Below are 7310 nucleotides of genomic sequence, written 5' to 3'. Positions count from 1 at the left end.
GCAATTGCCATAATAACTGTTATTATCCACCCCATAATGTTAGAAAAAGTAGAATTTGAGTACTTACCCATGATTTTTTTATTGTTTGATATTAACATAACTAAAACCATTAGTGGTGGCGCAGCAATACCGTTAATAATGGCAGTATAATATAACATCTCAAAGGGTTTAATTGGAAGAAAGTTTATGATAATTCCAATTACCACAGCTACTATAATTACTCCATAAAAGTCAGGCGCTCTTTTAATTTTTTTATTTAGGCCCTCTTTCCAGTGAAAGACTTCGGATATAGCATACGCTGCAGAACCAGCCAAAACAGGTACTGCAAGTAGGCCGGTCCCTATGATGCCCATAGCAAATAACAAAGATGCAAAATTTCCAGCAAACGGTTTTAATGCTTGAGCTGCTTGGGTGGCAGTGTCTATATGGGTTATCCCATTTGTTTTCAAAGTAGATGCAGTAGTTACAATAATGAAGAACATAACAATATTAGAAAATAGCATGCCTACATTGGTATCAATTTTCATATCCCGTACATCCACTTTTTTTACATCCGGTATACCTTTTGCTGTACCTACAGCTTTTAAACCTAATTTATTTTTTTTATGTCCCTCCTCAACCTCCTGATTAGTCTGCCAAAAGAATAGGTAAGGCGAGATAGTTGTTCCGAGTATAGCCACAATATTTAGAAGATAGTCTTTACTTGTAGAAAAACTCGGCACAAGTGTTGAATAAAGAACTTTCGACCAATCTACTTTGATGATGAAAGCGGTTATAATATAAGCAAATAACGTTAATGCCATATATTTTAAAAACTTAGCATATACTTTATATGTAACAGCTATTTCTAAAATAACTATTAATATGGCTATACCTACCAGCCAAAAAATAAATGGTATTCCAATGATAAGTTGACCAGCAGAAGCCATAGCTCCTAAATCAGCTCCAATATTAATTACATTAGCAATTGCTAGTAATGTCACAGCAAAGTATAATATTTTTTTTGAGTAATGCTCTTTTATTACACCGGAGAGTCCTTTCGCGCTTACCATACCAATTCGACCACACATCTCCTGAATAACCACCATAAAAGGGAATGAAAACAGAGCAACCCATAATTGACCGAAACCAAGCTGTGCTCCAGTCTGAGAGTATGTTGCAATGCCAGAAGGGTCATCATCTGATGCTCCTGATATAAAACCCGGGCCTAAAATTCTAAGTAACTTCTTTAGCTTTTCTTTTATTTTCATTTTTTTAATACCGCCTTTATATTATAAATACACATTTAATATTTTTAACTGATACACATGAATGAATACATTCATTTTTAAAAAACTTATTAAATATTCCTTTATGCTCCTGACTCTTTTCTTTTCTGTACCAGTAGATTGTTTTGATAAAAATGGCTGTTACTCCGACGTACATATTTTTTTATACTGCTATAACTACCTTGGAATTGATGTTCCTTTTTTAAACGGTTATAAATGCGTATTACTGTGTGTCGTTGTTTTCTTGGTTGTCTCATATCATCTTCCAACCATTGATTTATAATAGAAATATAATCCTTTAACACTGGATAATTATCAGGATCAACATTAGGCAAATGATCTTCGTTCCAGTTGTCCATGTAAGCGTACTTTTGCACAGTTTGAAAACTTAATTCAGTTACCTTTGCAATTTCACGTAAAGACTTTTCTTCATTTTCATAAAGATGTTTGATATACTTTTTTTGAGTCATGTTTATCACCTTTCTTTATTACCTTTCTATAAGATTGGGCATCTTAAAGGTAACTTATTTAGTAGGTGTTGACAATGGCTCTTTACTCTAAACCATGCTACTGCACTGCACGACTTTTGGGGGACCAAATGCTATACTTTTATTATACCGAACACAGCCTAACCCTTTAAAATAAACTCTTTACATCTGTTAAAAATAATTAATAATGAATATTTTCACATAAACACTATATAAAACGAGTAACATATATTTCAAATAAAGTATTATTTTATTATGAATGTTTATTATTACAATAAAAAATTAAGAGGTTACTTACCCTCTTCATGCTGCTTTATTAATTTGTAAAATGTAGTTTTCTTTAGATCTAATATTTTCATAACATCAATACCGCTTATATCCCCCTCATTCATCATTTTATAATACTTATCCCATAGTTTAGGTTTCTCTATAGGTTTTCTACCTTTATATTTTCCCTCTTGTACTGCAATGTTAATACCCTCTATTTGTCTATCTTTTATATATTCTCTTTCCAGCTGTGCTATTGCTCCAAACATAGTTAACATAAAAAATCCTGTGCTTGTGGTGGTGTCCAGGGCTTCTTTTAGTGATACAAATATAACTCTCTTATTATTTAGCTGCTCTACTAATTCAATTAAATCTTTAGTGTTCCTGGCGAATCTGCTTATACTATCTACTATTAATTTATCACCGCTCTTTAATGTTGCTATTAAGTTTATTAACACTGGTCTATTTATTATTTTTTTTCCGCTTACTTTTTCAATAAATACATTTTCTAAGGGTATATTAAATTCTTTTGCTTTTACCTCCTGGCGAATTGTGTTTTGTTCTTTGCTGCTAACCCTAATATAAAAATATGTTTTCACATTGTCACCTCTGTTTATATTAATAACTATACCGACTGTATCTAGGTATAGATTATTAAATAGTTCGTTTAAAGTCAATTTATTTGATGAACTATTTATTATGTATTTTTATAAGGTATAGCCCTATTCTTAATATTTTTATTTGCTATTGTTTGGGGTATACTCTAAACGAACGATTTAAGTTCCCTTTATTCGTCTTTTGAACTTCCTATTAAATGGGTAGTTTATTTTATTAATATTATAATTATCAAGAGTAATTAGCGCACCTCGTTCGTTTTAAATTAATGTCGAAATATTTTCTTGTTCTAAATATTTCAAAGAAAGATATAAGGTCACAAGATATTGATATTCATATCCTTTCACACCAGAAATCTCCACTGACATACCTTTTGTCTCCTTTACTGCATTTTTATTATAAATTACAATTTAACATAAAAATATCATTTAAATTTAAAATACAATGTGATATATGCTAACAGTATTATGATGATGTTTATGTTTAAATTACCAATAGCCATCTTCTAATTTATTGTCAAACAGAAGATGACTCTCAAATTTCAAATTATATAATCATTAGATACCTAATAAAAATTGAGTGCAATTAATTACATATCTTCGTATAAATTTGTTAGCTGTTGTTTGCTGCTATATTCGTGTCTCTAATTTTAGATATAAAGAATTGTTTTACCAATTAATCATTATATTTTTGCTTTCTAGTTTTGAACGCAGGCATAGTTCCTTCTAGTATATTAACAATTTCTTTGTTAATAATCGGATCTTCAATACCACCAGAAACATAAGAAAATTTATTTCCATTGTTTTTATCAATATTTACCCTAATAACTTGTTCAGCATCAGCAACCACAGCAAGATTAGGGTTATGCGTAACTATAATAATTTGTCGTCTTTTTTTTGCTTCTTTAATATAAGGTACTAGCACTGTTGCAACACTATTATTATCAAGATTATCTTCAGGTTGATCTATTATTAAGGGAATTGTGCTTTTATCAAGAACTAGATAAAAAACTAAAAGCAGTGCTCCTTTCTCTCCTGGTGATAATAACTCAATATTTGTTTTATTTTTTCTCAATTCATAAATTGGCTTCAAATAGTCTAGTGAAAATAGAAAACTATAAAAATCATTTCTTTTGTGAACTTGATCCCCAATAAAATGATTTTCGCCCTTAAATTTATCACGTTGATCTATCTCGAAGAACTCGATAATATTAATAAAGAATTCACTAACATTTTTCTCTTCATCCCATTCCAGGTCTTTTGTGATTTTTTCTTTAAGAATGAATTTACCTTCTTCCTTGCCGTAGAATGACCCGCTTCTTCCTTTATCAATAAATTGGCTGAAATTATCTTCAAAGTCACTATCTATTACAAGAGAGCTTTGAATATTTAAATTTTGTTCTTTACACTCAACTAATTCAGAACTTAATTCCTCTTTTATATCATCATAAAACTCCTTTATTTCATGTTTCTTTTTATAAATTTCTATTGAAAATAAAATTCGCTTTTCTCTTTTAGCAATTAAATCTGGTATTAGAGAGTTATCTAAATATTTAATTTCATGTTTTAAATATTCGATTGAATCAAAAGTGTTAAGCGTACCGATTATTATTATTCTTTTTTCATTCCATATATTTAAATCACTCAAATATTTTTGGTGTTCTTGTTCCACATTACTCAAACTTTTCATAATTTTTTTAATCTCTTCTTCACAGTACTTTATTTGTGCCTCAAGGCTTATACTTTCGTATACAGAATTAGGCTGTACGTCTTCAGTACCAAGTATTTCTCGAATATTGGTATTCTTAGCTTCAAAAGAATTTATTGAGCTGGTAACTGAACTAATATTAATATCCACCTTGATGATTTTTTTCGGATCTAATAAATATTTCTCAGCTATTTCTTTTCTACCATCAATAAATTCCTTATACTCCTGTTCAAAGCTCATAATATCTCTTTTAAATTGTAGGAGTTCTTGGATTGATAGATTGTTTTCAGCTAACTCAGTATTATGTTCTAAGAGGTCTTCTTGACACTTTGCCAATTTAGATTTCCATTCAATCAAGTCAGTTTTCTGATCATATGTATCTTCTTTAATAGAATCTATAGCTTGAGCTTCATTAATTGGAGCAATTGGCTTATTTATTTCATGAACTCTGAGTTCCTCTTCTTTTGTTTTAAGCTTACTTTGTAGAGACTTCTTAAATTCAGGATTCCTTTTATCTTCAAGAGAGATTATTTCTGAATTTACTTTTTCTATCTTTGATTTTATTAAAATAATTTCCTTATCTATACTTGATTTTTGGAAATTGATGAGCTCTTTGAATGTTTTAGTTTTAAGTTTCCTTCCTTCTGGTATATACTGAAATACTACATTCTCAATCTCATTTCTAAATGATTCGGCTTCACCAATTTCATTGCATACTTTTTCGAAGTAATTTTGAGGTAAATACTGAACTTTCGGTTCATCTGTATTAACGATATCATAATTAAGTGGTCTTATATCTGTTTTCATACCACTTTCAAATTCTAAATACGCGTTAAATCTGTCCGCATAACCTTTTTTTCTAAATTTATCTTTATGTAGAAATAAAAAATTGTCTTTATGCTTTGCATCAGAGCACAAGCTAATAATATCAGAAACAGCACTCTTTCCACTTCCTTTATTACCAATAATCGCTACAAGTTCTTTATTAAGTTGAATATTGAGTTCCTTAAACCAGACTTGTGAAGTATTATCTTGATTGTCAACAGTATCAATGGTAATGCTACTAATATACCTTGTTTTGTCTTGATAAACTCTTGTTAAAACATCTGGTTCATCACCAACATAGAACCTATCGTTGGGTTCATTTATTGCTTGTTTAAGACCTTCAAAAGTAGGGTTTGCCTTAATCCAAAGTTTTTGTTTAAAGGAGTAATTATTAATGTCATGATTGTCTGAACAGATAACCATAGGAATCACCTTCTTAATCGATGAGAAAACGAATTTTCTATAATCTTCCAAGTCTTTTTCTTTACCCATCTCAAAAATATCTATAATATCAGCTATATCCTTTTTTTGGGCCTCTCCATGGGGTAATGAATCAGTAATGTTTTCTATTGAGTTTGACTTTTTCCCAGCATGGATTGTAACGATTCCACCAAGTTCCTTAATCAATGAAATTGTATCTTTAAGATCACAATATACTTCATTATGCTTTTTGCCATTTCCCTTTATATCACATATTTTAGTTCTATTAGATATTTGTCCCCAGATATAGTCATAATCACAATTTTCTGAAAATATTCCTATAAAATGTATCGGTTCTCTCCCTCTTGCATCTGATAAAAATTCTATTCCAGGCAACACAGTAATATTTTCAACACTCGCTAATACCTTCAACTCAGATATTCTTTTTATATCCATCTCATGATGATCTGTAATTGCAATAACCGATATGCTATTGTCTTTCCAAACCTTTACCAGCTGTTCATTCGTAATAGAATTACTTACATCATAAGAAGATGGTGTGTGAAAGTGTAAATCCCATCTTCTCCATTCAGAACCACGTGGATATTTATCCATAATATACCTCCTCTAACTTTATAAAAACAACTTGTCTAGTTATATGAATAACAGAAAGAAAACTTGTCACGATTTGTCCTTCCCATCCTTACTTTTGTTTAATCAAACCTATAATATAGGTTTGATTAAACAAAAGTATTATACGATCTGATTTATTTATAGTAAAATATCTGATTAAATACATTATATATCTTTAATGATTTACTTCTCATCCTTAAATATAGTGCTTTTGCAATTATGTAGTACAAGCCTCGCGCTTTAACATTTTTATTATATTAATTCACCATAAAACAATTTTTCTCCTGCAACATTTGTAAAAATAGGTAAAATAAAGCTCAAGAATATACCCCAGAGCTTATGATTCAAGTTTCCAGTGATGACATTTATACTACTCGTCATACTTTTTAACTTTACTATGAATGATACGTTTTTTAATTAGTCTTATAACCTTATGATACCGTATGGAATGTTGATATATGGTGCTATGAATTGTGAATCATTGGGTACACCTTTCCTTCCTAATTCACTAAATTTTATTCCCCTATGTCTAACATAGCCTAAATTTATCATATATCAAGCATTTGTTTAATATTGTAAAATGTATAGCAATTATTAAGTGGTAGGTTATGAGTAAATATGATATTCCGTTATTTAATACAGAAGATTTATTGAAAGAAGTTAATTTACTAGACGTGTTTCATGTTGAAGCAAGGGTAAATGTAATAAAAAAATGGAGCAATAATGATTATATTAAAAGCCAAAGTGAAATACAGTTAGGGGGAGAATTTTTTAAGGACATATTTGTTGATGTTTTAGACTATAGTACAGTGACATCCGGTGAAAAAGATTGGAGTTTATGTATAGAACAAAAAACAGAAGTAGATGGAACTAAACCGGATGGCGTATTAGGATTATATTCAGCTAGCAATCCAATAGGTAAAACGCACGCTGTTATTGAATTAAAGGGTCCGAATATTGATTTAGATGAAAAACAAAAGAGAAATGCTAAAGATTATGGAACACCAGTTGAACAGGCGTTCAGTTACGCTAGCAAATATGATGGATGCAAATGGGTATTGGTATCAAATTTTAAGGAGATTAGGAT

The 7310-nt window shown here is 30.0% G+C and carries 5 protein-coding genes; 1 reads left to right on the top strand and 4 read right to left on the bottom strand.

Going from position 1 to position 7310, the window contains the following annotated elements; all coding sequences use genetic code 11:
- From VIM70_RS17645 to VIM70_RS17630, 4 genes are all read right to left on the bottom strand, one after another.
- The coding region (locus VIM70_RS17645) for an Nramp family divalent metal transporter (protein WP_331947095.1) at nt 1–1250 on the bottom strand (1250 nt) is incomplete at its 3' end.
- 101 nt (nt 1251–1351) lie between these two features.
- Nucleotides 1352–1738 (bottom strand): hypothetical protein, encoded by a 387-nt coding sequence (locus tag VIM70_RS17640; RefSeq protein WP_331947094.1) that lies wholly within the window; start codon nt 1736–1738, stop codon nt 1352–1354.
- Nucleotides 1739–2046: 308 nt separating this feature from the next.
- Nucleotides 2047–2622: a recombinase family protein gene (locus VIM70_RS17635; protein WP_331947093.1), complete on the bottom strand. Its 576-nt coding sequence runs from the start codon at nt 2620–2622 to the stop codon at nt 2047–2049.
- Nucleotides 2623–3313: 691 nt separating this feature from the next.
- Nucleotides 3314–6205, bottom strand: a complete 2892-nt coding sequence (locus tag VIM70_RS17630) for a TrlF family AAA-like ATPase (protein WP_331947092.1) — start codon at nt 6203–6205, stop codon at nt 3314–3316.
- Between the two features lie 626 nt (nt 6206–6831).
- Here VIM70_RS17630 and VIM70_RS17625 point away from each other — a divergent pair.
- Nucleotides 6832–7310, top strand: a 479-nt coding sequence (locus VIM70_RS17625; RefSeq protein ID WP_331947091.1) for a hypothetical protein, incomplete at its 3' end; no start/stop codon positions are given.

Source organism: Clostridium sp. (assembly GCF_036569345.1).
GTDB lineage: Bacteria > Bacillota > Clostridia > Clostridiales > Clostridiaceae > Clostridium_AD.
Note: the sequence above shows the minus strand (reverse complement) of the source record. Positions and strands in the feature narration are given on the sequence as shown.